This is a genomic window from Paenibacillus hodogayensis (assembly GCF_039536325.1).
Lineage (GTDB): Bacteria > Bacillota > Bacilli > Paenibacillales > NBRC-103111 > Paenibacillus_AB > Paenibacillus_AB hodogayensis.
The window spans coordinates 751,016-775,533 of the sequence record NZ_BAAAYO010000001.1 but is presented as its reverse complement, the minus strand read 5'-3'; the positions used below and the strand labels follow the sequence as shown (position 1 = coordinate 775,533).

Sequence of the window (24,518 nt, the reverse complement as noted above, 5' to 3'; positions counted from 1 at the left end):
TAATAACTTTAAGTGAACAAAGCAACTTGTTATACTGGAGTTAAAGCTAGCCAAAGGAGATGAGGACATGCAAGCAGCCGTTTTGTACAGTGCAAAGGATTTACGGGTAGAACAGCGGCAGGAGCCATCGGCCGGGGCAAAGCAAGTCAAGGTGAAGGTGGAATGGGCGGGAATCTGTGGAAGCGATCTGCATGCCTATCTGCATGGTCTCGCGTTGGAAGCGCATCCATTAGGCGGTCAGCAGCCGCCATTTGCATTGGGGCACGAGTTCTCAGGCACCATTGTAGAAGTAGGCGACGGCGTTACGAAGTATGCGGCAGGCGACCGTGTGGCGATTGAGCCATTGCTGTATTGCGGCGACTGTTATGCTTGCAGCAGGGGGGATTATAACCAGTGCATGAAAGTCGGCTTTGTCGGCTTGCACCGCGATGGCGGCTTTGCCGAATATGTCGTTGTAGATGAATATATGCTCCATCGCTTGCCGGATGAAGTGTCGTTTGAGGAAGGGGCGCTGATCGAGCCGGCAGCCGTGTCGTTCTACGCAGTACGGGAAAGCAAGCTGAAGGCAGGCGATTCGGTTGCCATCTTTGGCGCCGGGCCAATCGGGCTGCTTACCTTGCTAGCTGCCAAGGCGGCGGGTGCAATGAAGCTGATCGTCGTCGATCTGTCCGATGAGCGGCTTCAGAAGGCCAAGGAGCTTGGCGCTACGGCTGTCATAAACGGAAATGAAGAAAATATTGCTGGGAAAATTATCGCACTCTCCAATGGCGGGGTCAATGTCGCTTATGAGTGCGCGGGGGCGCAGGCGACGATGACGAATGCAGTCGCTTCCTTGCGGCAAGGCGGTCAAGTGATGACATTGGCTGTATTTATGAAGCCGGTCAGCATCGATATGGGCCAGATCATGTTCAAGGCTGCGGATGTAACCGCAACGCTCGCTTATCGTCACGTTTTTCCGGAAGTGATCGGTATGGTTGCGGCAGGCAGGCTTGATGTGAAGTCTGTCATAACGAAAAAAATCGGCCTTAACCAAATCGTTGAGGAAGGCTTTGAACAGCTTATACAGGATGTCAAACAAGCCAAAATACTCGTAAGACCGTCGCAAGACTAAAACATAAACCAAGAGAGGATGGGATTGTATGGGACGGTTCTCGGGAAAAACAGCAATCGTAACTGGCGGAGCATCGGGGATTGGTTATGCAATCGTTGAGGCGCTTCTGCAAGACGGAGCCAAGGTGGCTATCGCCGATCTGAACAAGGACAAGCTGGCCGAGCTGGAGAAGCTGCATGCGGGCAGCGTTATTGGGCGTGTAACAAATGTGACAAAGGAAGCGGATATAGAGGCGCTGGTGGCGCAAACCGTGGATGCTTTCGGGGGACTGGACTTTGCATTCAATGTGGCTGGCGCTTCGAAACCAGGCATGATCGTAGACCAATCGGAAGCAGACTGGGATTTTACTGTTGATCTATGCCTGAAGGGCGTATTTTTGTCCGTCAAGCATGAAGCCAAATATATGAAGGACCATGGAGGCGGAGCGATTGTCAACGTCGCTTCTTTGAACGCACATGTACCGATGTTCTACGGGGCAGCGTATTCTTCTGCAAAAGCAGGCGTGGAAATGCTGACGAAAAATGCTGCGCTGGAGTTGGCCCAGCATCAAATTCGGGTCAATGCCATTTTGCCCGGGCTGGTTGCAACACCGCTTACGAATGGGCTGACAAGTGTGGATGCAATTAACGAGGCTTATATGGAACGCATTCCGATGCGGCGCGCTGCGCAGCCGTCGGAGATGGCAGGACCGGCGCTCTTTCTCGTCAGCGAAGAGGCCTCGTACGTAAATGGCGCCAGCCTGATCGTCGATGGGGCATGGGCAGTGACAGGCTATCCGGATCTTAGCAAGTTTTTATAATTCATCGTACAGTTAAACCGATTTTTGAGCCTGGTTGCGGGCAACTTTCCAAGGATTGGGTTGTTACCATCGATTGTAAGTTTGTCTCTGTAGATGGGTCATAACGAGAAGCACTCGTATGTTGCGGATCATCCGCTTCGTATGAGTGCTTTATTATTGGATGTTCCTGAGCGTAATAGCTGCTGGCGACTTTCTCCCTGATGCATTGTATTGAGAATCGTTATCAACTATAATTGGTATATATGTTGCATAAATCCAATCAGCGACTTTCAATCTACCCGCACGAGTGGAGGAACTACAACGTCGTCCGATACAGAGATACCAGATAAAAGGGACTGGAGCTTTTTGAATAGTACAAGGATCGAGCTCATTCATGTGGAGAAAGTGAGGTACAGTGGTCAGAAATGGTTGTTTCGCAAGGACCAACTGGAACGTTGGAGGCTTGTAATTTGCGCGTGCCCTTGCCGGGTCATTGTAGACGGCGTTCCGATTCATTCCGTTTCCGGCACTGTGATCGTGTGCCATCCGGGACAATGGGTAGAGACGGGCGGACCTTCGAAAGAGGAACAGAGCATGCATTTTCTCGAATTCGAGCTAGGACGATTTCCAAATGGGGAAGCGAACCAGGATCCATTGGCAATCAAGAAATCCGGTACGCTGGAATATCTGATTTCTGCGTCCGTTCGCATAGGCGATATGATTCAGCTTTACTGGGAACAATCCACAGCGGCTGACCGAATGCGAGCTCAAGCCGGCTTGTACGAATTGCTGGCGCTGCTGATCGAAAAACAGGAGCATCGGGATACGGAAGCGCCTGAACTTGCAAAAAAAGAGATCGATCACCGTTATGGAGAAGGTCTTTCGGTTGACGAGTTGGCTGCGTTGTCGGGAGTGAGTCGATACCACCTGATGCGCGGGTTCAAGGAACGATACGGAAAAAGTATTGTCGAGTATCTCACGGAGATACGGCTCCTGCATGCCAAAAAATTAATGCGGGAGAGCGATTTGCCGGTAGGCGAAATTGCCGGGCGGGTTGGCTTCCGAAGCGAACCCTATTTTCGGACGGTATTCAAAAAGGAAGTCGGCATTGCACCAGCTGTCTATCTTCGCAACCGAAAACGCAAAGTGGCAGCCTATAGTTGGCTGGTACTTGGACAATTGCTGCCGCTTCAGGTTGTACCGCATGCTGCTCCGCTTGATCATTATTGGACGGATGAGTTCAGCCGCAAATTTATCGGCGACATCGAGGTGCCGCTTGGACATCATTACGACTTCAATCGGCATGCGTTATGGAAGGCGAAACCTGATTATATCATCGGACTGGAAAACTCGGTTCCGCCGGATGAAGCCGTTCGTCTTGGTGAAATTGCGCCTGTACTGCTGCTTCCCATGATGGGATGCTGGAGACAGCAATTTAGGATGACAGCCGACTTTTTGGAAATTTCCGAAGACGCAGCTTCTTGGCTGGAACATTACGAACAGAGAGCGAAGTCTATCCGGGAGCAAGTCCGCAGCACCATCAGAGGGGAAAAAGTGCTGGTGCTGAAGGTGGCAGGGAACGAACTGCATATATGGGGGCGCAAGGCAATGACTGTGCTCTATGATGATCTTGGTCTGGCGCCGTCTTCATTGGCAGAAGAAGTCGACTGGTACTCGCCTGTCGAGCTTGATCGTTTATGCGAATGCGATGACGATTGTCGGTTCATTGTCAGCGTAAACGGAGATTCCCACTCGCAATCGTACTGGAAGACGCTGCAAAAGGACAATCGGTGGACGAGGCTTCGACAAGTTCGGGAGAACAACGTTCATATGCAGCAGGGACATCGGGCATGGGTTTATCCTTGGTTCGAAAATTCAGCGCTTTATCGGCAACGGCAGTTGGAGATGGCATCTCATTTGATATTGTGCACAAATTCATAAACATGCCGCATGATCGTGGATATACAGATTAAGGGCTGATCGTTATACTCGAAAGAGTGATAATGATTATTATTTACAGGGGGAAACGAAGTATGGAGCATGACAAACCAAGTGTCGAAGATTCACATAAAGGGATGCGAAAGGAAAAGCGCAGCCTCTTTACCGCAGTACCTATACTTGCCATTCTATCGCTGCTGCTTTTCCTTAGCGCCTGCGGGAAGAACGAAGCTTCAGGAACCGTTCCGTCAGCGACGGGACAAACTTCGACTCAAAATGCCACGGAGAAGACAAAAGAACCAGCGAGCAGCAGCCAGCAGACGCCCGTCACAATCAAGCATGATTACGGCGAAACGACGGTTCCGGCAAACCCGAAGCGCATCGTTTCGATCGGGATGGAGGATATATTGCTTTCGCTCGATACGCCGCTTGTTCAGGCATTTAGTACGGAAGGCTATTATTTGGATGCCCAGATCAAGCAGAAGGGGATTCCGATTAACAACTCCTTCACAATTAATGTGGAGGCCGTAGCCGCAGCTGATCCGGACCTCATTATTCTCAATACTTATATGACCGATAAAGCAGGCTATGAGAAGCTTAGCAAGATCGCACCAACGATTGGCTTGGTTCGAGATAATTGGCAGGCCGTGATTGTTGATATTGGCAAAGCACTGGGCAAAGAAAAACAGGCGAATACGATTGTTCAGGCGTATCAGGACAAAGTAAAGCGGGCAAGGGATTCCATCGTGCAAGCTGTTGGCGAAGGCAAAACGGTCGCTTTCATTCGTCCGACAACGAAGCAAGTTGAATTATATTTCCCGAAGTGGGTGTGGACATCGGTACTCTATAGCGATTTGGGCCTGAAGCCAGACCCTGCGCTTCTGGAAATTGAGAAAAATAGTTCGGACACATGGGGCGGCACGATGTTATCGCTAGAGAAACTCCCGGAGTTGAAAGCAGATTACTTGTTCTTGGACTACGGAGGATCAATGAACTCTGAATCAGATTTTCAACAGGCTGTCGCTAAAGCTTCTGAGGTGGAGCAAATGAATGTATGGAAGGCGATACCCGCGGTCGTGAAGGGGCATGCATTCAAGGTATCCGCTCGCCATTGGGCGCTGAATGGTCCGATTGCCGACGGGCTGAAGATCGATGATATTGTTAAAACGTTAACCGCACTTAAATGATCGAAATGGTTTTCTTGCCTATATGCTGAAAAGATCGTCCTCCACCGGGGTCATGCAGTCCTCGGGTGGTCAGGCGATCTTTTCAGCTTTTCCTTTTCCTCCATAGCAGTCAAATGCCCGTCGGAAGCAAGCGTTTGACAGCATCTTTTCCCGTATATATAATTTGGTTATACGATCGTTGAAGGAGGAGGGGCATTGTCTAGTAAAAGAAGCGAACAAGCTGCCGAAACGAGGGAGAAGCTTCTAGAAACCGCTAAATCCTTGTTCGCCGAGAAGGGATTCCATGCGACTCCAGTAAGGTTGATCAATCGTACCATTCACATGGGGGATGGCATTCTTTATCATTATTTCCCGGGCGGCAAGAGAGAAATCTTGGCTGTCTTGATTCGGGAAAGCTTCGATCGTCGCAGGGAAGCGATGGGGCAAACAAACCTGATCGTTGAGCATCTCGATTTGCGCGAGGCTTTGCTTACTTTCACAAGAAAGCTATTCGAATTGTTTATTGCCGATCTCGACCTCATGAAGATCTTATTTAAAGGAAATGACGTACTAGAATTGGATGAGTCACAACGATTCTCATCTTGGCTAGAGGAGCAATTCTCTATTTTCACCCATTTTTTGGATCGGCGGCGGCTGAATGGGGAGATAAACACCAATCTGGATGTAACGCTCGCCACGCGGCAATTTCTGGCCATGGTCATGCAAATTGGACTATCTCGAATAACAGGCATACAAATCGTGAACGAGCCGGATGTGGATCTTTATTTCGAGAGGGTAGTGGACTTCACCATCGGTTTGTGGAAAAATTCGTAAAGAGATGATTGGAACGTCTTTTTTTTTCTTCTTTCATTCACCGTACGTTCAATCAATGAATAAAATTTAGGGAGTTAGGTGGAATACCAATGAGCCTATTCAAGAACAAGCTAATTATTGCATTGCCTTTAATCGTACTTGCGATTGTTTTCGTTTTTAGCTTAACCGCCATTCCTATCATAAGTCCGACTGCAAAAAACCTTCCAGTCGCCATTGTGAATGAGGATGCAGGATCGAGTTCCGGAGAAAATATGGGGAATGTGATTGCGAACAACATAAAATCGGCAACTGCCGCAATTTCCGAGCAACCGCCGATTAAATGGATAGAAGTGGGGAGTGAAGAGGAGGCCAAGACAGGGCTTCATCATCAAGAGTATTATGCCGCACTGGTAATTCCCAAGGATTTTAGTACGAACCAAGCATCTCTAGCCTCGCCGAACCCGGTTTCTCCTGAAATCCGGATCTATGTCAATCAAGGCATGAATGTGACTGCCGCCAACATGGCTCAACAAATCCTCACTCAAATGGTCAGTGGCTTGAACGAGAAAATGCGTGCACAATTGATTGCCGCATTCGATCAGAAAGGCGGAACCGTTACAACGAAACAAGCGGCTGCATGGGCTTCGCCTATCGTCAGCAAGGTCAGTCCGGTGAATGCAATCGGCACGAATAGCGCGAACGGCAATGCTCCCGTAACTTTGTTCCAGCCTTTATGGATGGGCAGTCTTATCGCTGGCGCAATTTTCCTGTTGGCTAAAAATAAAACGATATTCGCTAATCGCAAAGAAAAACTTCAAGCAAATGGCGTTCAAGTGATTTGGGGCGCATTGTTGGCTCTCGTAGCGGGATTCGGCTTCACCTGGTTTGTCGAGAGATGGGGTATGAGCATTCCAGACTTCATGGATATCGCTCTTTTCTTGTCTATTGCTTATTTTGCCTTCTTCCTCATGATCTCCGCGGTCTTCTCTTGGATTGGTTTTGGAGGAATGGCGATTTTTGTCCTATTCTTATTTTTCGGCGCTCCTCTTCTTAGCTTCGCGCCCGAATTGCTTTCGCCGTTCTATCGGGATTGGGTGATGTCTTGGTTGCCCATGCGCTTCCTGGTGGATGGACTGCGCGAGTTGTTTTACTTCGGCGAAGGGTTAAAGCTGAATCATCCGACGAACGTCCTGATGTGGATCGGGATAGGAAGCATTCTCGTGCTGCTTGCATCTGCACTGAAACCTTCCGGAAAAACGAATGAGGAGCTTATTCGATCCAGCCCGTAAAGACGGCCCCCCCATGGCTCCGATTCCCGCCCGCGAGGTTGCCGTTGTGCGCTCTTATAATTCTGCGTGCGATCGTAAGCCCAAGTCCGGTGCCGCCGTTGTCTGGGTTTCTCGAATCGTCGCCCCGGTAGAATGCATCGAAAAGATGGGGCAGGTGTTGCTCCGGAATGCCTGGCCCGCTATCTTCGACGGTAAAGCAGGCTCGCATGTTCTCCAAGTGCAAACGGACCGAAATGGTGCCGTTTGTCGGCGTACAGCGAAGGGCATTCTCGATCAAATTTCCAATCGCGCGCCGCAGCAGATGGGCGTCGCCCTGAAGCACGCGGCTCTCCGCCGGGGCCTCGTACGTCAGTTCGATGCCTTTTTCCCTAGCCTGGGGTACATAATCCACCGTGATATCCTCGAACAAAGAGCCGATATCCAGCGGCTTCGGCCGCAACAATTGTTCCAAGGACGACAACTGGCCGTAAGAAAAAAGATCGGACACGAGACGTTCCAATTGTTCGGCTTTTTTGCTGCAAATCGCGGCATATCTCGCGGTCTTCTCCGGGTTGCCGCCGCGCTCCAGCCTCGCCAAAAAACCCCGCAACGCGAATAAGGGGGTCCTTAGGTCATGCGCAATCGAACTGATGAAGAACCGTCGTTCTTCTTCCAGTTCGGACTGGCGGATGAGCGATTCCCGGAGCCCCTTGCCCATCGCTTGAAAAGCGGCACGCACGTCCGCTACCTCCATAACCGTAGATTCGGGAAGTTGAAAATCCAAATCGCCGCCGGCGATTCGCCTGGCCGCAGCGCTCATCGCTTCCAATGGCTTCACGACGACGCGGCCGATTTGAAAACCGATGAACAAAATGGCGAACATTCCTGCGAGAATGGTAAACGCCGTCGCCCATTCGCTCGTTTGCTTGGGGGAGTAGAAAAGGGCTCTCCCCAGCAAGTGCCCTTGTTCCATAACGCTTAGTTCCTGCCCAACGCCCGATTCCGATCCCGATGAGTTGAACCGATAAATTTCGCGGCCCAGCGCATCGAGCAAGACGATTCCCGACTGCGCCGCGGCGATCGTTTGTTCGATCCCTGCCTGCCAGTCCGGATCGCTCCAGCGGGCGACGTCGGATTCGCCGACTGCGCGCACCAAGTCGTTCATGGCCGTCTGCTGCCGTGAATACTTGGCATTGTCCCATACATACCGATCGAACAAACCCGGGATTTCGTAAAACACCCGCGGAACGATGAGCACGATCAGCATCCCGATCACCATCCATTGACGTATGCGAAGCCGTTTCATCGCCGCACCCCTTCGAAACGGTAACCGACGCCCCAAACGTTGACGATATATGCCGGCTTTCTCGGGTCTTCTTCGATTTTTTCGCGTATTCTCCCCATATGAACGGTTACGGAATGCTTGTCTCCGATCCCTTCCCAGAAACGCTGCAGCAATTGCTCGTACGTGAACACTTGGCGAGGGTATTCCGCGAACAAGCAGAGAATATCGAACTCTTTGGGCGTCATCTGCACTGGAACTCCATCGATTCTTGCTTCATGCGCCATGATGTCCAAGACGAGACGGCCAAAGTCCAACTCTAGGCGGACATCCTTTTCATGCTTGCCATAGCGGCGCAGCACGGCTTTAATGCGGGCGACGACTTCCTCGGGCGATGCGGATTTCACGATATAGTCGTCGCCGCCCAGGCTGAGCCCTCTGATCTTGTCCATGTCCTCGCCGCGCGCGCTTAGGAATAAGATCGGCGTATCTTGCGTTTTCCGAATATGTCTGCAAAGCTCCAGCCCGCTCTGGCCGGGCATCATCACGTCCAACAAAATGCAGTCGGCCTGGCTGCGCTTTAATGTTTCCATCGCATGTTCGGCGTTATACGCCTCCAACACTTCGAACTGCTCGTCTTCGAGATAATCCCTCATTAACTCCACGATGTCTTGGTCGTCGTCGACGATCAATACGGTGCGTTTCATCTTCATGTCGGTTCCTCCAAATTCGTGCAAATGACTCCGAATTGCCCCCATTGTAGCATATCCGCTCTGGTCCGTGGCCCGATTGAGCGGATTGAAACCCGATGTTGAGCGTTTTGTGACTTTTTCCCTCTGTGTTTTGTGATAGTCGGAGGTTATTGTTAGCCATATCGCTGTTTGAGGGAGGAAACGTGCATGCAAGTCGGTGGATTCATGTTCAAATTGTTGGCATGGGCCTTTTTGGCCTGCATCGTGGCGCAAGTGTTTATCGCCGGACTGGCCACGTTCTCGGATGCTTCGAATTGGGAGATACACAGTTCGTTCGTCAAACGGTTCGCCCTGGCCCCCCTGCTCATGTTCCTGCTGACTTTCGTCAGCGGAATCAAAGGGATGAAACGGTGGGTGAGTCTGGGACTGTTTGCGCTCGTGGTGTTCCAGTTTCTGTCTATTCAAGTTTTCTCATCCGCTGGCGTAATTGCTGCGCTGCACCCGGTAGTCGCCATGCTGTTGTTCTGGGGTTCGGTCAAAACGGTCCAAAACAAAGCCGGAAGAAATTCAGGTGTCAAATTTAAAAGGAGTGTTGAATGATGAATACGCGAATAGATGGACGATTGGCGAAGCTGGTGCAATCGCAGCATCCCGAGAAAGTATTGGCGTTCGCGCGCAATTTGGACGACAAGGTGTTGGCGGCGATTTACGGCATGGACATCGAGACGTACCTGCTCGTCAAAAGCCTATTGAAGCAACAAGCGAAAGAAGCAGCGGAGCAACTGCTGCAATCCCCCGATTTTGCCTCGTGGATTGATCGCTTGCCGTTCAAGGCAGGGGAAACCGTGGTCGGCTTGGGCGAAAGCACGACGGACGACCTGCTTTCGTGGTTCGAAATTCTTCGAAACCTGCTCGAACTGCAAAGGCCGCAGGACGGGATTCGCCTGGTCAACGAAGGGGTAGCCGGAAATACGTCGACCCAGGTTGTTGGCCGAATCAACGGAATCGCGGCCAAACAGCCGGATTGGATTTTGTGCATGATCGGGGCTAACGATACGATGCGAGTAGGTCCTGCCTCTGCGAAGCCCCTGGTGAGCTTGGAGGAGACCGCCAAGAATTTGCATGAGATGCGGCGGATTGTCGCAGCGCGCTCCAAATCCAACTGGGTATGGATAACGCCGCCGACTTTCGACGAAGAACGGGTCGCCGCGTTTACGCATTTCCAGATGGGGCAGCTTAGTTGGAGAAACGAAGATATTCTCGCTGTTGGCGACTTGATCCGCGGCATGGCCGACCCGGTCGTCGATACGCAAGCGGGCTTCGGGCTGCCGGCGCAGGCGACATACTTGGGCATAGACGGAGTGCACCCTACGATCGAAGGTCACAAAGCGATCGTGCGCTGGGTTGTCGAAAGCCTTGGCAAAGAGAGCGGGGATTCCAGATGACGGGGGAGCGCAAAGTCCACACCGGCTGGAAAGGTATCGTCGCGCTTACGTGTATCGCCGCCGGATTTGCCGTGTACCCGTACTTATTATTCGATCCCGAGCAAAGCCGGGTCGCGATCGACGATTCGTTCCGCCTGCATTACCCATTGCTGCTCGTCCATATTTTTGCGTCTCTACTGGCCCTGCTGGTCGGATGGCTGCAATTTCTTCCCAGGCTGCGGGCCAAACGGCCGCACGTGCACCGCATGGTCGGACGGTTTTATCTCGGATTCGTGGCCGTCGGCAGCGTTACCGGGCTCGTCGTCGGCATGTACACGGAAAGTTATGTTCGCCAAATGGCCTTTTTGACTTTGGTGGCGTTGTGGCTGTTTACCGGATGGAAAGGATATTCGGCCGCCCGGAGCAAGCAATTCGACGCTCACGGCGTGTGGATGACCCGCAACTATGCCTTGACCCTGGTCGCGGCCAGTGCGCGTCTTGTAACGCCGATCTGCATATTGGTGTATATCGCGGGTCATCGGAATGAGCCGTTCCAAGGGGTTCCGGCGATCCTGGAGCAGGTGCTCGAAGTCAATATTTGGATTGGGTTGATCGTCAATTTCGCGATTACAGAATGGATTCTCATCAATCGTCGTAGCTCCGATGACAGTCGCCCCAATTGTGATGCTCATTTTTAGTCACGGTGTTCCCCCTTTCCAAGGAACAGATTCGTTTTCTGTGTTAAAATACGAATACAGAACGTTGATTTAAGTGAACCGGAATGGAGCGATACGTGAAAAAAGAGAGCCGGGTGGGGGAGGACAGGCCATGAACAAAGAAGAACAGGTCCTAATGAATTTCAGGGACTTATTTAACAAATTGACTTGGCTTAATAAGTTCAAGATGGAAGACAGCCTTAAGGGTCATAAGTCTTCTGAAGTACATTGCATCGAATATATTGAAAAGAATGTAGATTCCAACGTGACAAAACTTGCGGAGTCCCTTTATATGACTACGGGTGCCATAAGTAAAATAACGAAGAAGCTCTTAAAAAAAGACCTTATCGAAAGCTACCAGAAGCCGGATAACAAAAAAGAAATTTATTTTAGGCTTACGGAGCAAGGGAAAGTCGTTTTTAACATCCATGAGGACCTGCACCAAGAGTTTCAAGAGCGGGATAAAGCCATATTTGAGCAGGTAACCGAGAAGCAATTTGACAGTATGCTTACCTTCATTGAAAAGTATAGCAGGCATTTGGATGCGGAAATAAAGAAACAGGGGATAGATATAAAGTCGGAATAAATGTGAATATTGAAAACCAAACTACATGCAGCCGGGATCTTTTGAGACCGGGCTGCTTTTTTATTTGCCATCATTTTTGTTGCCGAGGAAGCAAAATTATGATACGATGTTTTTGCTTCCAAGGAAGCTAAAATACAACCTAGAGAGGGGAATTTCATGTCCAAATTTGGATCACACAATGAACAGAACACAGACCAAACCGTAAATAAGCACGCTTTACTATTCGGTCTTATCTCTGTGTTTCTTTGCGGAATAGGTTTCAGTATCATAACACCTGTCGTTCCCTTCTTAGTGCAGCCTTATACAAGCAATCCGGGAGAACAAGCTATCGTGGTTACGCTGCTGACTTCCGTTTATGCATTCTGCGTGTTTTTTGCGGCCCCCGTACTTGGAGCTTTGAGCGACAAATACGGCCGTCGTCCATTGCTCTTAGTATGCCTTTTGGGTTCCGCAATCGGGTACTTCGTCTTTGGTATAGGAGGAGCTTTATGGGTACTCTTCGTCGGGCGTATCATTGAGGGGATAACGGGCGGGAGTATTGGCACGATTTTCGCCTATTTTGCAGACATCATTCCTCCGGAACAGAGAACCAAATATTTTGGATGGTTGAGTGCGGTTGTAGGGGTAGGCAGCGTCATTGGCCCAACAGTAGGCGGATTGCTTGCCAAGTTTGGTTATTCCGTACCGATGTATTTTGGAGCAATCATCACTTTATTGAATGTGGTTTATGGATTCTTTTTTATGCCGGAGAGCCTTAAGAAGCATAATAGACTGAAAGAGATTACATTTATAAGACTGAATCCATTTACACAGCTTGCAAACCTGCTTTCCATGAAAAACTTGAAATGGCTGCTTATCTCAGCCTTCTTGCTTTGGGTACCGAACGGATCTTTACAGGCCGTTTTCTCGCAATTCACAATGGACACTTTCAGTTGGAAGCCTGCAATAATCGGACTTATGTTTTCCATCATGGGCTTTCTGGACATCATTTCACAAGGCTTGATCATGCCCAAGCTTTTGAAAAAACTTAATGATAAACAGATCGCTACGATTGGAATGGTTTCGGAGATTATAGGCTACAGCCTTATTGCGGCATCGGCTTTGTTCTCCTTCTATCCTTTTCTTATCGCCGGCATGTTTATATTCGCTTTTGGCGATTCGATCTTTGGGCCTTCATTCAACGGGATGCTCTCCAAGTCTGTCGATTCGAGCGAACAAGGAAGGATTCAAGGAGGCAGCCAATCGATTCAGGCTTTGGCAAGAATGATCGGGCCTATCATTGGAGGTCAAATCTATGTATCGCTTGGTCATGCCGCACCCGCTTTTATGGGGATGATTCTTATAGCGGCCGCAATACCCGTTTTGTATAAGGGGAAGCAAGTAAGCAGGGCTTACTGAATGAAGAAATCGAGTGAGTGGTTCTCAAAACCACAAGAGCCGAAATGGACTATACCCTGCTCTGCAAATATGCGGAGTTATGGGCATGTCTCTTTCGGCTTGTTGTTCCATTCAATGATCCAGCTTTAATGCTCCCTGCAAAATAACTTCCAAGCCCCAAAAAAAACGTTCGTTCTTCGAAACATCGCCGGAAAACAATACGTTCTTATGCGAATGGATGAACGGAAACCGCGAAGCATCGGCGGATAAATAAGCTTCCTTCATCAACGTAAACGACCGTTTCTCGTTTTTGGACCACGAGACATGTTCAAAAGCCGAAGAGGCGGCGTACATCAATAACAAATCCATCCCCCAAGCTGCCGATGCGGGCTGGATGCCGCTGGCCGTCAACTGCTTCAGCAAATATTCCGATAGGGCCAGCGAATGGGGACCCAAGGGCATCGTGGTCAAGGCAAGCTCGGCTATACCGGGGTCCTTATAAAGCACTTGCTGGTAAGATAGGAGTGCGGCAAACAGGTTGCTCTTCCATGTTCCATCATTCGAATCGGGCAATTGGACATTGGCCAGGCTATAGTCCAGCACATAGGAGCTCAATTCCTGCAAATCCTTGACATAGACATAAAGCGACGACGCCCCGGTGTCCAGAGCTTTAGCCACCTTACGCATGGTAAGACCCGAGATTCCCTCCTCTCTTAACAAAAGAAATGCTTGTTCTACAATGACTTCCTGACTGAGCGGCTCCTTCGCGGGTCGAGCACGGCGGCTGACAATGGTTCGATTGGTATTGTTCATACTTTTCTTATACCATGATTGCGGTTATTAGTAAAATTACAGGCGGCAACCATTTTAGTCTTTCTCTCCACGCGAAGCGAGCGTGGAAATGCATGGATTGGCATCCGTTTCAAATATGCCGCCGTGGTAACAAATAATCTTCCGGATATCAAATCCGGTCAACTTCTTCAACGAACGGTAGGCTTCCGGCAAATCGGGCGTTTGCGCTTCATTCGGTCCTTGCAACTGACCGCCCCGAACGACCAGCGCATCGCCAGCGATCAGCGTCTTGCTGTCTGGATGATAAAGACTGATGTGACCGGGAGTATGCCCCGGCGTATGGATCACTAGGAATGTTCCTGCGGTATGCAAGGTTTCGCCGTCAGCAACTGGATGATCGATGCGAATGCCGTTTCTTGAAAAGCTGGCCCCAAACGCTTCGAGCATCTTGGGCAGAGATTTGAGAAGCGGAAGCTCTCCGACAATATAAGGCGCATCGTCAGGATGAGCAAATACTTCGATTCCCGGATTTATTTCCAGGATTTGCGGGAGATTGCCGATATGATCGATGTCTTGATGGGTGATAATAACGCCGCTCAACATCTCCAGCGAAACGCCCGCAGACGACAACTGTGCCGTCAAAGCTTCCATCATCCCCGGCATTCCCGTATCAACCAGGTAATGGGCATCCCCTGATGAGATCAATGTCGGCGTAATGGTCCATACGCCTCCGCCGGGCATCCCGGGCACATTCAGACTCAAGTCGAGCGTCGTCAATTTTGTGTTCATGGTCATTAGTTTCGCTGGCGGCAACCGCAACGATTTCGCACGACATGCTGCCAGCTTCCCTCCTATTCGTATAAAAGTGATGAACGATTATTGGCTTACATAGGAATTCATCAGCTCGCCCAGCTTAGCCGCGGCGTTGTCTGAAAAGAAGAGCTCCATGTTCGCCTTGGTTTCCGCTGCGACGGCTCCGGCGTATTCGAACATCTTCAATTCATACTGCCGCACAGCCGTATCGAGATCGTCATGGTTTATAATGGATAGCGCAAGCTCGGCGCCGTCCAGCATCGCCAAGTTCGCGCCGGCTCCGGCAAACGGCGACATGAGATGCGCGGCGTCTCCGATCAGAGTAACGCCCGCTCTGCTTTCCCATGTATGCGGTACGGGTAACATATAAATTCGCCTTGGCGTGATGACACCATTGGCGCAAGTAATGTACTTTTGCAGCTCTTCCGACCATTCCGCAAACAGGGCTAACAGTTTAGGCTTTGCCTTCTCCGGCTCGCCGTAGGGGATATCCACGCTCTCCAAAAAGTCGCGTTCCGCTTGAAAGCCCAAGTACACGCGAATCCGTCCGTCTCCATTCATCTGCGCCATAATTCCTTTATGGTCATCCAACGCATAAACGGTACCCGGACCGTTAAAAGCGGCAAGCTCGGGGGATTGATTCGCCGCATCCAAAATGTTCAGTTCGATCATACTGACACCGGAATACTGTGCCTTTGCCTCGCTCACCAATGGCCGAATGCGGGAGAACGCCCCGTCTGCCGCCACGACAAGGTCAACGACATCCGTCTTCCCGTTTTCGAAATGAAGTTTATATTGACGATCACCGACAGGGGTCGCATTCAGACATTTGTATCCCCATTGAATGGTATCCGGCCGCAATGAATCGAGCAATAAGTCGCGGAGAACGGTGCGGTCGATCTCGGGCCGCGAATAATGATCTGTATCGGGGACTTCATCCGCCGTGTTGTCTTGATAGACCTTGCCGCTCTTGTCAACGATTTTGCCGCTCTGTCCCTCAAACCGGCATACTTTGTAAAACGATTCGAGCAGACCGGCGGCTTGCAGCGCTTTTTGACCGGAATCCGTCTCGAGATCGAGCGTTCCTCCCTGCTGACGCTCATAACGGGAAGCTTCGCCTTCATACACAACGGGGTTGTAGCCAGCCGTTTGCAGCACGCGGGCAAGCGTAAGCCCGCCGGGTCCTGCACCGATAATAGCAATTCGTTTCGAATGGTTCATATGTCATCACTCCCAAAGTTGGTTTGTTCTTATTTTCTCTACAACGTGTACAAGCATGTGAAGTTCAAAGCTTTTTTTCTTTGTGGAGGAACAGACTGACGAGCAGTGCCAGACCGGCTACTCCGGCCGTAATCCAAAACGTATGGCCGAATGCGATGCCAAGGTCAGCCGATGCATCGGAAGACAGGTGCTTCAACTGCCGAGACAAGTACGCCGTCGTAATCGTTATGCCAAAGGAGGACATAATCTGCTGTGCCGAAGTCGTGATTGGCGTCACCCTGCTGACCAACTCCCGCGGAGCCAGCTTCAGGATATGGGAGTTGATTTGCATCAGCGTCAAGCCTTGACCAAGACCGACAAAAGCAAAACTGATCAATAGATAAATAGAACCGGTCTGGGCTGAAATCTGCGTCAGGGCGAGCAAGGCTCCCAACAAGGAACTTATTCCCGCGATGACTACCGGACGGGCGCCATATTTGTCAAACAATTTGCCGCCAATATTAATCCCTATGGTGGACATAATCGCTTGAGGAATAACGTACAGACCAGCTTCAAATGGCGATAGTCCTTTAATCTGCTGGAGATACAACGGGAAGAGAAGCAGGCTGCCGAACAAGGCGATTTGATTCAGCCAGGCAAGAATCGCTCCGTGAAAAAACGGCAGCGAACGGAATACTCGCAGCTCCAGCAGCGGCTGCTTTTGCCTAAGTTCAACTACGATAAAAAGGAGCAGCGTCGCGACGCCAATCGCCAGCGTAGCCAGGGCCAGCCCGTCCGACCAACCTTTTTCGCCTCCCTGATGGATACTGAATACAAGCGAGGCAAATGCTACAGGGGCAAGGACCGCTCCTCTCACATCCAATTTCATTTCCTTGCTCGGGCTTGTTGCCGGAAGATACTTGAACGCCATGAAGAAGGCAAGCATACCGACCGGCAAATTAATAATGAAGATCCAATGCCAATTGACGTATTCAATCAAGGAACCGGATAGAATGGGGCCCAAGATAGGGGCCAGAAGCATCGGAATGCCCAATATGCCCATAATCGATCCCCGTTTTTCTGGCGGAGCTATTCGAAAGGTTGTCGCGATCCCGATAGGAGCAACCATTCCTCCGCCTAACCCCTGAATGATCCGATACACAATCAGCTGCTCGGGAGTTTGGGCAAGCGTACATAATACCGAACTAATCACAAACAACACGATGCTGGATAAGAATACTTTTTTCGCCCCGAATCGGTCAGAAAACCATCCAGCCAAAGGAATGACGGCAGCAAGGGCGAGTGTGTACGCGGTAATGACCCATTGAATCGTTCCAAGCGTGGTGCCGAAATGGTCGACGAGCTTGGGAATGGCAACATTCATGACGGTGCTGTCCAATATGACGAGAAACATCCCGCTGGCAATGGCCAATAAGGTCGGAAGAATCTGTCTGATCGAAAACTCCGATGAAACGGCCCGTGCGTGATCGCTCAAAAAGGTCACTCTCCTTTCCATGTTAGTATCGATCTTCGTTTCCTTGTGACACATTAGTTATATCACAACGAACAATGTTCGTAAAGAACAATGTTCGTTGTGAAAATGTCTCCTTAACATCGAACATCCTCTTAAGATTTCATCCCAACAGGGCGATCAAGTGTACTGGTATTTACATGTCAGCGTGAAATCGCCGAATCCGAACTGGTTCAACGGCTATTTGCCGAGCGATACCCGGGTTCTTCTGGGCCGAGCAGTTCCTAAGCAGGTGAAAAAACGTTTTCATAAGTGTTGAGGTTTGTTATGATGATCCTGAAATCCGCGACGAGAGCCAAACCGGCTATCGCGGGAGGAGGGAAGGACCATGCGGTTAACCGCGATTCCGAACACTGAACTGACCGTTTCTTCACTGTGCCTCGGCACTTCGCCGCTTGGCAGCAGCATTGACGAAGCGGCTTCGTTTCGGCTGCTAGATCAATTTGTGGAGCTCGGCGGCACGTTTCTCGATACGTCGCGAAACTATGCCGATTGGGCTTGCGAGATCAAAAGCGTGAGCGAGAAAACGATTGGAAAATGGATGAAGGACCGAAACGCTTTCGGCCGAATCGTGGTCGGCACTAAGGGAGCGTGTCCGTCGACGGAACGGTTTTTCCGTTTGTCCCGCGCCGACATCATGGACGATCTGCACAGCAGTTTGCGCAATCTACAGACGGACTGCATTGATTTGTACTGGTTGCATCGTGACGACCTGTCTGTTCCCGCAGAGGACATCTGGCAAGTGCTGGTAGAGGCGGTGGAGGCCGGAAAAATCCGCTATTTCGCTTGCTCGAACTGGACGGTGTCACGGATTGTGGAGGTGCAACAGCTCGCACAGGCAAGTGGCAAGCCGGGATTTTGCGCCAGTCAAATCATGTGGAGTCTCGCTGAGCCGAATCGGGAGCAAATGGCGGATTCCACAATCGTGGTTATGGATGAGGAGACCGAACGGTATCACCGGCAGACTGGCCTTGCCTTGGCGCCGTTCTCGGCGCAAGCCGGCGGATTTTTCGGGGGGCGTTACGATCGTCCGTCACCTGGAACGATTAACGGGGGCAAACCTTCGGTGCAGGCGCTTTACGGCAGTGAAGCGAACTACGAACGTTATGATCGCGTCCGCGAGGTCGCCGAGCAGCTCGGGGAGACAACAGGCGTCGTTGCGCTCGCCTGCTTGTATGCGCGGCCCTTTCCGGTCATTCCGATTGTGGGGCCGCGTACGCCGGAGCAGCTTGCAGATTGCTGCCGAGCGGGGGAATTGCGGCTGGATGAGCAGACTGCCCAGTATATCGAGTACGGGACGAAAGACGGCAGGCCGTAAGAGCGATCGAGTGAACGGGCAGCAAGCGCTGCTACACAAACATCCGCCTGGTTCAGCTGGAGAAGAGATTCGGACAGCACAAGCTTCAAGTGGAAAACACTGATGAACGTTTCTTCATCAGTGTTTTTTCTGTCAATCATGATTCAGCGATGGGTCAGCCTTCACAATTCCGCCAAGTACTTGGCTGTGCGAACCATTTGGCTCGTAAAGGAATTTTCGTTATCGTACCATGCCGCTATTTTTACCAGCGTATCGGTTCCCAGCTCCGTTACTTTTGTTTGCGTAGCGTCAAACAAGCTGCCGTAAGTCATGCCGATAATATCGGACGAAACAAGCTCTTCCTCTGTATATCCATATTGCTCCGACTGGGATTGCTCCATCTTCTCGTTGACCTGTTCCGCGGTTACGGAACCGTCCACGACGGCTGTCAATTCTGTTAGGGAGCCGTCCATAACCGGCACTCTTTGGGAGACGCCATCGAGTTTGCCATCCAAAGAAGGAATGACGAGGCCGATCGCTTTTGCCGCCCCGGTTGACGTTGGGATGATGTTGCCCGCCGCAGAGCGCGCCCGGCGCAAATCGCCTTTGGCGTGAGGGCCGTCAAGGGTATTCTGGTCGTTTGTATAGGCGTGTATCGTCGTCATAAATCCTTTCTTTATCGGGGCAAGCTCGTTCAAGTAATAGACCATTGGAGCCAGGCAGTTCGTGGTGCAGGATGCGGCCGAAACAATAGTATCCTCTTTAGTCAGCGTGCGTTCATTCACGCCATATACAATAGTGGGAACATCTTTCCCGGCAACGGTTGAGATGACCACTTTTTTAGCCCCTGCCTCGATATGAGCTGCAGACGCTTTTTTTGATGCGAACAAGCCTGTGCACTCTAGAACCACATCAATTTGCAATTGTTTCCACGGGAGTTTGCCGGGTTCTCTTTCGGCATAAATCGGAATATCTACACCGTTCACGGTTAAGCTGTTATCCGTGTAACCGATTTTTTCGTTGTACTGTCCCTGCGTTGTGTCGTGCTTTAGCAAATGTGCGAGCATCTTCGGACTTGTCAGGTCATTGATGGCCGCAATCCGATATCCTTCCGCATCAAAAAGCTGCCGGAAGGCAAGCCTGCCAATTCTGCCGAAACCATTTATTGCAATATGGATTGCCATAATAATAACCGCCTTTCTTCGTCTTTCATCAATTATATCCCTCGAATCGTTGTGGTACACTGTTAGAAGTGAAGCAATTGACTATACTATCTGTCAGGAGAGAACCATGCCGCAATTGGACCGCCACAAAAACAGAACGGTACCTATTGAATTTGTTGCCGTCGAGGATTTGACGTCTCTTCCCTATCCGGAGCGGCTTACTTTCATTTTTGTTACGTCCGGCAGCCTAAACGGGGTACTCAACGAACGCCCGATTACAGTTTCTGCGCCTGGCGTTCTTTGTTTGTCCGAAGAGGATACGATACAAATACTTGAGAAGCATAACGTCTCCGCGCAATCATTCCGTTATCATCCCGATTTTCTCAATAGCATCCCGGTTTCCGAAACGGAGGACTACTTTCCAGCCCGTCCGAACATACAAACAGGACTTTCGCTTTTTCAGGACAATCCGACACGAACCGGAGTACCTGTTGTTACCGAGAAAGCCTATCCGCAATTATTGGAGTGGTTTTTTGTGCTTGGAACCGAAGTGTATGCACAAAGCGATGCGCGCTGGGCGTGCAGAATCAAAAAATATCTCATTCAGATATTGGGCTTGCTTGAGGATTTGAACCGCCATAGCGAACAATCCCCCGTTGATTTAGTGCTGGACTATATACACACCCATTATTCCGATAAAGTCACCTTGGAAGATGTAACGAAATGCGCACACTTGAATCGCGTGTCGCTTAATAAACAGTTTCAGGAAAGATGCGGATGTACGGCGATGGGATATTTGCTATCGCACCGTTTGAAAGTGGCATCTGATCTTCTCACCCATACAGGTATGAGCTTGAACGAAATTGCGCGAGCCACCGGGTTTGAGTATGACACTTACTTCATCAAACAATTTACAGCTAAGAGAGGGATGACTCCGACCGAATACCGGAATATCTCCCGCCAGTTCTCCAATGCTCAATAAGAGATTGGGCTTTTGTGACCCTGAAGATAGACACTTTGCAAAGAAGTGACCATCTTGTGGGTCATTTTTGGTTCCATGAATGATCTCGATTTTCTTTACCAATGTAATATCGATCCGAACCTTATGGTAAGCTATTCACATTCATGGCTTTAAACCGCTTGATAAGGAGGAACACAATGGGGCAGGATGCGACGAGTCAAATGATGTACGACTTTAAAAAGAATCAGGACGTGCTTGTGGCTATCGGCAATGAAACACGCCAATCCATTTTAATTTCTCTGAGTCAAGGAACGCAGAGCCCGGGCATGCGAGTGGGGGAGATCGAACGGCTTACCCATCTGTCTCGCCCTGCTATATCTCATCATCTTCGTGTACTAAAGAATGCTGGCATCGTAAGCGTTCATAAAGAGGGGACAAAAAATTATTATCGACTGAACGCCAGAAACGCCATGCTGAATGTACGAAGCTTGATTGACCAGGTTTTGTTGCTATGCGAATAACAGGATGGGATCACCATGTAAAGGAGAATGCACATGAGCCGGTTCATGGAGGCTGTCAATGGAGTTCAAATTCCTCAATTGGGATTCGGCGTATATAAAATCAAGCAAGATAAGAACGGGAGTTTTGAAAAAATCATTCAAGAGGCGATTCATGCCGGATATCGTCATTTCGATACGGCCCGTATTTACGGCAATGAAGAAGCGTTGGGGCATGCGATCGGGAATAGCGGGATTGACAGAAAAGATTTTTTCCTGACCTCCAAAGTGTGGACAACGGATTTGGGGTATGAACAAACCATAAGGGCTTTTGAAAAGAGCTGTAAAAAGCTCAATACGACATATTTGGATATGTATCTCATTCATTTTGCCGGTCCCCATTATATCGAGTCTTGGAGGGCATTAGAGGACTTATATGCAGAAGGTAAAATAAGAGTTATAGGCGTAGCGAACTTTGAGATCGAGCATTTCGAGCATGTAAAGAAGCAGGCAAAAGTGATGCCGATGATTAATCAAATTGAGACGCATCCCGCATTTCAACAGCAAAAGCTGCGCGAGTATATGGCACGCCATCACATTTTGCATGAAGCATGGGGACCGTTGGGGCAGGGGAATAAGTCTTTGTTTGAAAATGACACGCTGCAAACGATTGCACGCAGTCATCAAAAGACGGTTGGACAAGTTGTATTACGTTGGCATTTGAATCGCGATACCATCATCATTCCGAAGTCTTCGAACCCTCGTCGAATAAAAGAAAATATGGATCTATTCGATTTCGATTTGAGCGAGGAGGAAATGCGGCAAATTGCGAAATTGGACACGGGAAAAAGAAATTCGGTAGACCCAAAGGGGTACCAAGTCAATCCGATTTTTGTTGGACTAACAAAACTGTTTATTAAGTAGTATGAAAAACGAAAGTTCATACCCAAGGCTCCTGAACGAGTGGTGTCTTATTTGGTTTTTTTAGACTCGTTAGCGGGTCCGGAAAAGTCATCGTGAATGTGCTGCTCTTCGCCGGGCTGCTGCTGTTCGTTTCCCTTTTAAGTTCAAACGCCTTGCTGCACGTGGTCCGGTGAACGGTATCACGCGTGCGGCAAGGTTTTTTTCCTCTGCGTGGATTTTGAGCAAGGGGAAGTTTCGTTAACTGCGGGGGCTCAGCAGATGAAAAAAAATAGCGCGTATCGTTCTCCTTGACGTTAGGGAGAATAATGTATATTATAGATATGTGAAGTCCTTGATGGAGGTGATGATGAATGAAATACTCCAAGGCTACCGACTACGCCCTCCATACGATGCTCTTTCTTGCTGCGGCCACTCCCCTAAAACCAGTGGGTGTGCAGCAGTTGGCAGAGCGGCAAAATGTGTCTCCAACCTATTTGTCCAAAATACTGACCAAGCTGGTGAAGGCGGGCATGATTGAATCGATAACGGGTGTTCGTGGCGGTTATCGGCTCAGACGAGATTGGGAAAGTATCTCGTTCCTTGATATTATTCACGCGATTGAAGGGTCGGCCTCTTTGTTCGACTGCAGCTTCGAACACGGACCGGAATGCCTGATTCAAAAGGTGGTGTTATCGGCAGAAGAGAAGATGGAAGAACATTTGAGAAATCAGAAAATGTCGGATCTTGTGCGGGACATGAATATCGTTATGTAACACCTCTTTTTTTTCAACCAATTACAGATAACTAGAGTCTTTAAAGTCTGTGTTGTAGACGAATGTTCACATGGAGATTTACAAGGAGGGATTTCGAGATGGACAATGAAAAGTTTGTGGACGTAGCGATTATCGGTGGAGGACCGGCCGGTTTGAGCGCCGCTCTCATCCTGGGGCGTGCCAGAAAGCAAGTGGCCGTCATTGACGAGGGGCGTCCCCGTAATGCGGTGACTCGCGAGACGCACGGATTTCTGACACGCGACGGGATCAGTCCGAGCGAATTTCGCCGCCTCGCAAAGGAACAGTTGGGCCATTATCCGTCCGTATCGCCGGTAGAAGATACGGTGTTGTCGATTGAGGGGGAGGATGGCAACTTTGTTCTGAAGACGGCGCAAGGAAAGACGATTACCAGCCGCAAGCTGCTCTTTGCCGTCGGCATGAAGGATCGGCCGCTGGATATTCCGGGTCTGTCCGAGGTATACGGGAAAAGCGCGTTCGTCTGTCCTTATTGCGACGGTTATGAATTAAGAGACGAGCCGTTGGTTGTCATAAACAGAGGGTCCATGCTGATGCACTTCGCTCCGCTTCTGTCGGGGTGGACGAAGCGGTTTGTTGTTTGCACGAACGGGCCCGACGAGCTGAGCGAGGCCGAGCGCGAGGAACTGCGCAACCATCAAGTGCCGCTGTTCGATTCCCCCATTCGCTCGATCGATTCCAGCGCCGGCATGGTGAAGCAAGTCGTGCTCGAAGATGGGACGACGATACCGTGTACGGGAATCTTCTTCAAGCCCGAGCTGGTACCGGGATCGGACTTGCCGCAGTCGCTAGGCTGCCGCGTCACGGAAGCGGGAGTTGTTTCCGTCGACGAGTTTGGAAAAACGAGCGTTCCCGGCATTTACGCTGCGGGGGACGCGGCCTCGCAGATGCATCAAGCTATTGCCGCGGCCGCTTCGGGGTCAATGGCTGCGGCGGCAGCAAACAATGAACTGAACAAAGAGGCATGGCTGCGCGAATAGCAAGGAATCAAGCTGAAGCTGCTTCTGGTAATCGTTTGTTTGTCAAAATGAGCAGAGGAATACTTTTGAAAGGGATGATGAAGATGGCTATTCAACATGCAAATGATGCTACTTTCCATACGCTGGTACAAAAAGAAGGTATAACCGTAGTGAATTTTTGGGCTCCTTGGTGTGGTCCGTGCAGAACGTTTGCGCCTGTTCTGGAACAGTTCGAAAAGGAAGCAAACGGTTCCCTTGCAGTCGTTAAAGTGAATGTAGACGAAAACCCGGTAACTTCTTCGCAATTTCAGATTATGAGCATACCGGCAACGATTATATTCAAAGACGGAAAGCCTCTATATAATGAAGTAGGCTTGCTGCCGCTAGGTGTCTTGCAGCAGCTCGTTGCTTCCCATTAACAATTGGATCCTCAGCCTGAGGA

The 24,518-nt window shown here is 50.1% G+C and carries 25 protein-coding genes; 18 read left to right on the top strand and 7 right to left on the bottom strand.

Features of this window, described 5'->3' with window-relative positions; all coding sequences use genetic code 11:
* Nucleotides 1–67: 67 nt before the first annotated feature.
* The 6 genes from ABD796_RS03040 to ABD796_RS03015 all read left to right on the top strand — a co-directional run bounded on the left by ABD796_RS03040 (nucleotide 68) and on the right by ABD796_RS03015 (nucleotide 7,095).
* Nucleotides 68–1,111: a 2,3-butanediol dehydrogenase gene (locus tag ABD796_RS03040; protein ID WP_344902632.1), complete on the top strand. Its 1,044-nt coding sequence runs from the start codon at nucleotides 68–70 to the stop codon at nucleotides 1,109–1,111.
* Between the two features lie 28 nt (nucleotides 1,112–1,139).
* Entirely contained in the window at nucleotides 1,140–1,910 is a 771-nt protein-coding gene (locus ABD796_RS03035) for an SDR family NAD(P)-dependent oxidoreductase (protein WP_344902629.1), read from the top strand.
* Between the two features lie 573 nt (nucleotides 1,911–2,483).
* Nucleotides 2,484–3,830, top strand: coding sequence for an AraC family transcriptional regulator (locus ABD796_RS03030; RefSeq protein ID WP_344902626.1), 1,347 nt, complete (start codon nucleotides 2,484–2,486; stop codon nucleotides 3,828–3,830).
* Between the two features lie 92 nt (nucleotides 3,831–3,922).
* On the top strand, nucleotides 3,923–5,014 hold the full coding sequence (locus ABD796_RS03025) for an ABC transporter substrate-binding protein (RefSeq protein WP_344902623.1): 1,092 nt from the start codon (nucleotides 3,923–3,925) through the stop codon (nucleotides 5,012–5,014).
* A gap of 195 nt (nucleotides 5,015–5,209) precedes the next feature.
* Nucleotides 5,210–5,827: a TetR/AcrR family transcriptional regulator gene (locus tag ABD796_RS03020; protein ID WP_344902620.1), complete on the top strand. Its 618-nt coding sequence runs from the start codon at nucleotides 5,210–5,212 to the stop codon at nucleotides 5,825–5,827.
* A gap of 89 nt (nucleotides 5,828–5,916) precedes the next feature.
* Entirely contained in the window at nucleotides 5,917–7,095 is a 1,179-nt protein-coding gene (locus ABD796_RS03015) for a YhgE/Pip domain-containing protein (protein ID WP_344902617.1), read from the top strand.
* On the opposite strand, the gene ABD796_RS03010 is transcribed toward ABD796_RS03015, so the two are convergent.
* On the bottom strand, nucleotides 7,076–8,380 hold the full coding sequence (locus tag ABD796_RS03010; RefSeq protein WP_344902614.1) for a sensor histidine kinase: 1,305 nt from the start codon (nucleotides 8,378–8,380) through the stop codon (nucleotides 7,076–7,078). The two genes, ABD796_RS03015 and ABD796_RS03010, sit on opposite strands and share 20 nt — an antisense overlap.
* Nucleotides 8,377–9,069 carry a response regulator transcription factor gene (locus ABD796_RS03005; protein ID WP_344902611.1) on the bottom strand — a complete coding sequence of 231 codons (693 nt, stop codon included), beginning with the start codon at nucleotides 9,067–9,069 and terminating at the stop codon, nucleotides 8,377–8,379. The genes ABD796_RS03010 and ABD796_RS03005 overlap by 4 nt, the downstream gene beginning before the upstream one ends.
* A gap of 186 nt (nucleotides 9,070–9,255) precedes the next feature.
* Here ABD796_RS03005 and ABD796_RS03000 point away from each other — a divergent pair, with 186 nt between their 5' ends.
* The 5 genes from ABD796_RS03000 to ABD796_RS02980 all read left to right on the top strand — a co-directional run bounded on the left by ABD796_RS03000 (nucleotide 9,256) and on the right by ABD796_RS02980 (nucleotide 13,172).
* Nucleotides 9,256–9,648 (top strand): DUF6220 domain-containing protein, encoded by a 393-nt coding sequence (locus tag ABD796_RS03000; protein ID WP_344902608.1) that lies wholly within the window; start codon nucleotides 9,256–9,258, stop codon nucleotides 9,646–9,648.
* Nucleotides 9,648–10,493, top strand: coding sequence for an SGNH/GDSL hydrolase family protein (locus ABD796_RS02995; RefSeq protein ID WP_344902605.1), 846 nt, complete (start codon nucleotides 9,648–9,650; stop codon nucleotides 10,491–10,493). Before ABD796_RS03000 ends, ABD796_RS02995 begins: the two co-directional genes overlap by 1 nt.
* Complete coding sequence (locus ABD796_RS02990) at nucleotides 10,490–11,170, top strand: DUF2306 domain-containing protein (RefSeq protein ID WP_344902602.1); 681 nt, start codon at nucleotides 10,490–10,492, stop codon at nucleotides 11,168–11,170. Before ABD796_RS02995 ends, ABD796_RS02990 begins: the two co-directional genes overlap by 4 nt.
* Nucleotides 11,171–11,300: 130 nt before the next feature.
* The gene (locus ABD796_RS02985; protein ID WP_344902599.1) at nucleotides 11,301–11,774 is read left to right on the top strand and encodes a MarR family transcriptional regulator; all 474 of its coding nucleotides are present in this window, start codon (nucleotides 11,301–11,303) and stop codon (nucleotides 11,772–11,774) included.
* Between the two features lie 156 nt (nucleotides 11,775–11,930).
* Nucleotides 11,931–13,172 (top strand): MFS transporter, encoded by a 1,242-nt coding sequence (locus ABD796_RS02980; protein ID WP_344902596.1) that lies wholly within the window; start codon nucleotides 11,931–11,933, stop codon nucleotides 13,170–13,172.
* Between the two features lie 111 nt (nucleotides 13,173–13,283).
* Here ABD796_RS02980 and ABD796_RS02975 read toward each other — a convergent pair whose 3' ends face one another.
* The 4 genes from ABD796_RS02975 to ABD796_RS02960 form a co-directional block, all read right to left on the bottom strand.
* Nucleotides 13,284–13,964, bottom strand: coding sequence for a TetR/AcrR family transcriptional regulator (locus tag ABD796_RS02975; protein WP_344902593.1), 681 nt, complete (start codon nucleotides 13,962–13,964; stop codon nucleotides 13,284–13,286).
* A gap of 54 nt (nucleotides 13,965–14,018) precedes the next feature.
* A complete protein-coding gene (locus ABD796_RS02970; RefSeq protein WP_344904181.1) occupies nucleotides 14,019–14,684 on the bottom strand; it encodes an MBL fold metallo-hydrolase in 666 nt (221 codons plus the stop codon).
* Between the two features lie 135 nt (nucleotides 14,685–14,819).
* Nucleotides 14,820–15,977, bottom strand: a complete 1,158-nt coding sequence (locus ABD796_RS02965; protein WP_344902590.1) for an FAD-dependent oxidoreductase — start codon at nucleotides 15,975–15,977, stop codon at nucleotides 14,820–14,822.
* Nucleotides 15,978–16,041: 64 nt separating this feature from the next.
* Entirely contained in the window at nucleotides 16,042–17,472 is a 1,431-nt protein-coding gene (locus tag ABD796_RS02960) for an MDR family MFS transporter (RefSeq protein ID WP_344902587.1), read from the bottom strand.
* Between the two features lie 343 nt (nucleotides 17,473–17,815).
* Between ABD796_RS02960 and ABD796_RS02955 the strand changes: the two genes are divergently transcribed.
* A complete protein-coding gene (locus ABD796_RS02955; protein ID WP_344902583.1) occupies nucleotides 17,816–18,805 on the top strand; it encodes an aldo/keto reductase in 990 nt (329 codons plus the stop codon).
* Nucleotides 18,806–18,966: 161 nt separating this feature from the next.
* Here ABD796_RS02955 and gap read toward each other — a convergent pair whose 3' ends face one another.
* Nucleotides 18,967–19,968, bottom strand: coding sequence for a type I glyceraldehyde-3-phosphate dehydrogenase (gene gap, locus ABD796_RS02950; protein WP_344902580.1), 1,002 nt, complete (start codon nucleotides 19,966–19,968; stop codon nucleotides 18,967–18,969).
* 106 nt (nucleotides 19,969–20,074) lie between these two features.
* On the opposite strand from gap, the gene ABD796_RS02945 reads away from it, so the two are divergent.
* The 6 genes from ABD796_RS02945 (at nucleotide 20,075) to trxA (ending at nucleotide 24,495) form a co-directional block, all read left to right on the top strand.
* Complete coding sequence (locus ABD796_RS02945; RefSeq protein WP_344902577.1) at nucleotides 20,075–20,929, top strand: helix-turn-helix domain-containing protein; 855 nt, start codon at nucleotides 20,075–20,077, stop codon at nucleotides 20,927–20,929.
* 176 nt (nucleotides 20,930–21,105) lie between these two features.
* A complete protein-coding gene (locus ABD796_RS02940) occupies nucleotides 21,106–21,429 on the top strand; it encodes an ArsR/SmtB family transcription factor (protein ID WP_344902574.1) in 324 nt (107 codons plus the stop codon).
* 33 nt (nucleotides 21,430–21,462) lie between these two features.
* On the top strand, nucleotides 21,463–22,329 hold the full coding sequence (locus ABD796_RS02935; RefSeq protein WP_344902571.1) for an aldo/keto reductase: 867 nt from the start codon (nucleotides 21,463–21,465) through the stop codon (nucleotides 22,327–22,329).
* 350 nt (nucleotides 22,330–22,679) lie between these two features.
* Complete coding sequence (locus tag ABD796_RS02930; RefSeq protein ID WP_344902568.1) at nucleotides 22,680–23,081, top strand: Rrf2 family transcriptional regulator; 402 nt, start codon at nucleotides 22,680–22,682, stop codon at nucleotides 23,079–23,081.
* A 98-nt stretch (nucleotides 23,082–23,179) separates the two neighbouring features.
* Nucleotides 23,180–24,097 (top strand): NAD(P)/FAD-dependent oxidoreductase, encoded by a 918-nt coding sequence (locus ABD796_RS02925; RefSeq protein ID WP_344902565.1) that lies wholly within the window; start codon nucleotides 23,180–23,182, stop codon nucleotides 24,095–24,097.
* Nucleotides 24,082–24,495: a thioredoxin gene (gene trxA, locus ABD796_RS02920; protein WP_344902562.1), complete on the top strand. Its 414-nt coding sequence runs from the start codon at nucleotides 24,082–24,084 to the stop codon at nucleotides 24,493–24,495. The genes ABD796_RS02925 and trxA overlap by 16 nt, the downstream gene beginning before the upstream one ends.
* Nucleotides 24,496–24,518: the final 23 nt, after the last annotated feature.

What these genes read in the sequence shown, in the direction of transcription:
- ABD796_RS03040 (WP_344902632.1), top strand. Translation starts at nt 68, where the DNA reads ATGCAAGCAGCCGTTTTGTACAGTGCAAAGGATTTACGGGTAGAACAG.
- ABD796_RS03035 (WP_344902629.1), top strand. Translation starts at nt 1,140, where the DNA reads ATGGGACGGTTCTCGGGAAAAACAGCAATCGTAACTGGCGGAGCATCG.
- ABD796_RS03030 (WP_344902626.1), top strand. Translation starts at nt 2,484, where the DNA reads ATGCATTTTCTCGAATTCGAGCTAGGACGATTTCCAAATGGGGAAGCG.
- ABD796_RS03025 (WP_344902623.1), top strand. Translation starts at nt 3,923, where the DNA reads ATGGAGCATGACAAACCAAGTGTCGAAGATTCACATAAAGGGATGCGA.
- ABD796_RS03015 (WP_344902617.1), top strand. Translation starts at nt 5,917, where the DNA reads ATGAGCCTATTCAAGAACAAGCTAATTATTGCATTGCCTTTAATCGTA.
- ABD796_RS03010 (WP_344902614.1), bottom strand. Translation starts at nt 8,380, where the DNA reads ATGAAACGGCTTCGCATACGTCAATGGATGGTGATCGGGATGCTGATC.
- ABD796_RS03005 (WP_344902611.1), bottom strand. Translation starts at nt 9,069, where the DNA reads ATGAAGATGAAACGCACCGTATTGATCGTCGACGACGACCAAGACATC.
- ABD796_RS03000 (WP_344902608.1), top strand. Translation starts at nt 9,256, where the DNA reads ATGCAAGTCGGTGGATTCATGTTCAAATTGTTGGCATGGGCCTTTTTG.
- ABD796_RS02995 (WP_344902605.1), top strand. Translation starts at nt 9,648, where the DNA reads ATGAATACGCGAATAGATGGACGATTGGCGAAGCTGGTGCAATCGCAG.
- ABD796_RS02990 (WP_344902602.1), top strand. Translation starts at nt 10,490, where the DNA reads ATGACGGGGGAGCGCAAAGTCCACACCGGCTGGAAAGGTATCGTCGCG.
- ABD796_RS02985 (WP_344902599.1), top strand. Translation starts at nt 11,301, where the DNA reads ATGAACAAAGAAGAACAGGTCCTAATGAATTTCAGGGACTTATTTAAC.
- ABD796_RS02980 (WP_344902596.1), top strand. Translation starts at nt 11,931, where the DNA reads ATGTCCAAATTTGGATCACACAATGAACAGAACACAGACCAAACCGTA.
- ABD796_RS02975 (WP_344902593.1), bottom strand. Translation starts at nt 13,964, where the DNA reads ATGAACAATACCAATCGAACCATTGTCAGCCGCCGTGCTCGACCCGCG.
- ABD796_RS02970 (WP_344904181.1), bottom strand. Translation starts at nt 14,684, where the DNA reads ATGCCCGGCGGAGGCGTATGGACCATTACGCCGACATTGATCTCATCA.
- ABD796_RS02965 (WP_344902590.1), bottom strand. Translation starts at nt 15,977, where the DNA reads ATGAACCATTCGAAACGAATTGCTATTATCGGTGCAGGACCCGGCGGG.
- ABD796_RS02960 (WP_344902587.1), bottom strand. Translation starts at nt 17,472, where the DNA reads ATGGAAAGGAGAGTGACCTTTTTGAGCGATCACGCACGGGCCGTTTCA.
- ABD796_RS02955 (WP_344902583.1), top strand. Translation starts at nt 17,816, where the DNA reads ATGCGGTTAACCGCGATTCCGAACACTGAACTGACCGTTTCTTCACTG.
- gap (WP_344902580.1), bottom strand. Translation starts at nt 19,968, where the DNA reads ATGGCAATCCATATTGCAATAAATGGTTTCGGCAGAATTGGCAGGCTT.
- ABD796_RS02945 (WP_344902577.1), top strand. Translation starts at nt 20,075, where the DNA reads ATGCCGCAATTGGACCGCCACAAAAACAGAACGGTACCTATTGAATTT.
- ABD796_RS02940 (WP_344902574.1), top strand. Translation starts at nt 21,106, where the DNA reads ATGGGGCAGGATGCGACGAGTCAAATGATGTACGACTTTAAAAAGAAT.
- ABD796_RS02935 (WP_344902571.1), top strand. Translation starts at nt 21,463, where the DNA reads ATGAGCCGGTTCATGGAGGCTGTCAATGGAGTTCAAATTCCTCAATTG.
- ABD796_RS02930 (WP_344902568.1), top strand. Translation starts at nt 22,680, where the DNA reads ATGAAATACTCCAAGGCTACCGACTACGCCCTCCATACGATGCTCTTT.
- ABD796_RS02925 (WP_344902565.1), top strand. Translation starts at nt 23,180, where the DNA reads ATGGACAATGAAAAGTTTGTGGACGTAGCGATTATCGGTGGAGGACCG.
- trxA (WP_344902562.1), top strand. Translation starts at nt 24,082, where the DNA reads ATGGCTGCGCGAATAGCAAGGAATCAAGCTGAAGCTGCTTCTGGTAAT.